General features: G+C 39.7%; 1 protein-coding gene. It reads left to right on the forward strand.

Translation table 11 applies throughout. The features are described 5' to 3' along the window. On the forward strand, nucleotides 1–262 hold a 262-nt coding region (locus R0J92_RS23960), incomplete at both ends, for a hypothetical protein (protein WP_411053517.1).

Raw genomic sequence — 262 nt, forward strand, 5'->3', positions numbered from 1 at the left:
GTAAATTGTTCAAAGTTCAAAACCGGTGAGTTTTCATTTAGTGAAAAAAGCAAGGTGCGCATTCTAAGAACCGAAACAACTCAAAAGGAATACAGCCAAAAATCAGGCGAAGATTTCATCGATGAATATTCCATCAACTGGATCGATAGCTGCACTTACAGCGCAAAGTTGGTCAAAACAAATCATCCTGAAGGAACGTCAATGAGCATTGGAGACAGCATGGTTGTTACCATCTTGCGCTCAAAAGACAACAAGTACGAAT

This window comes from Tritonibacter sp. SIMBA_163 (assembly GCF_046535935.1).
In the GTDB taxonomy this organism is placed as follows: domain Bacteria; phylum Pseudomonadota; class Alphaproteobacteria; order Rhodobacterales; family Rhodobacteraceae; genus Epibacterium; species Epibacterium scottomollicae.